This is a genomic window from Aeromonas sp. Y318-3 (assembly GCF_027706185.1).
GTDB classification, from domain to species: domain Bacteria; phylum Pseudomonadota; class Gammaproteobacteria; order Enterobacterales; family Aeromonadaceae; genus Aeromonas; species Aeromonas veronii.
On sequence record NZ_JAPDCN010000061.1, the window covers coordinates 1 to 522 of the forward strand.

Below are 522 nucleotides of genomic sequence, written 5' to 3' on the forward strand. Positions count from 1 at the left end.
CAAGAAGTTTCCAAAGCACTTGTAACAAATGTTTGAGAACTACTTTTTAAATCAGCTTTCCAGATTGTTAAAGAGCATGTTTGCAACGGCGCAAGGCCGAAGAAAACAGAGTTAAGAATCAGTTCTTAACTCTGCATTCTTGTTAGCAAGAAGAGAAGTGGCGTCCCCTAGGGGATTCGAACCCCTGTTACCGCCGTGAAAGGGCGGTGTCCTAGGCCTCTAGACGAAGGGGACCCAAAATCATCTTTGCGCTGCGTTAGCAGTGCAGATTTTGGGTAATGGCGAGTGCCGAGCCTGCGAGGCCGAGCGCCATTATTCACATCCCAAAACCCAATGATAGGGCTTCTCTCATCTGACCGAAGCCAGATAAGCACTGACGCTTGCGCATCAGGTCTTTGCTCTAACTACTTTGAATCAAGGCAATCTGTGTGAACACTCAACAACACGACATCTTAAGGTAAGGAGGTGATCCAACCCCAGGTTCCCCTAGGGTTACCTTGTTACGACTTCACCCCAGTCATG

1 tRNA gene and 1 rRNA gene are annotated in these 522 nt (G+C 48.1%); both read right to left on the reverse strand.

The window, feature by feature from the left end:
* Positions 1-158: 158 nt before the first annotated feature.
* Positions 159-234: transfer RNA gene (locus OKB77_RS24020), tRNA-Glu, on the reverse strand.
* 224 nt (positions 235-458) lie between these two features.
* Positions 459-522: ribosomal RNA gene (locus OKB77_RS24025) — 16S ribosomal RNA — on the reverse strand; the annotation flags it as partial.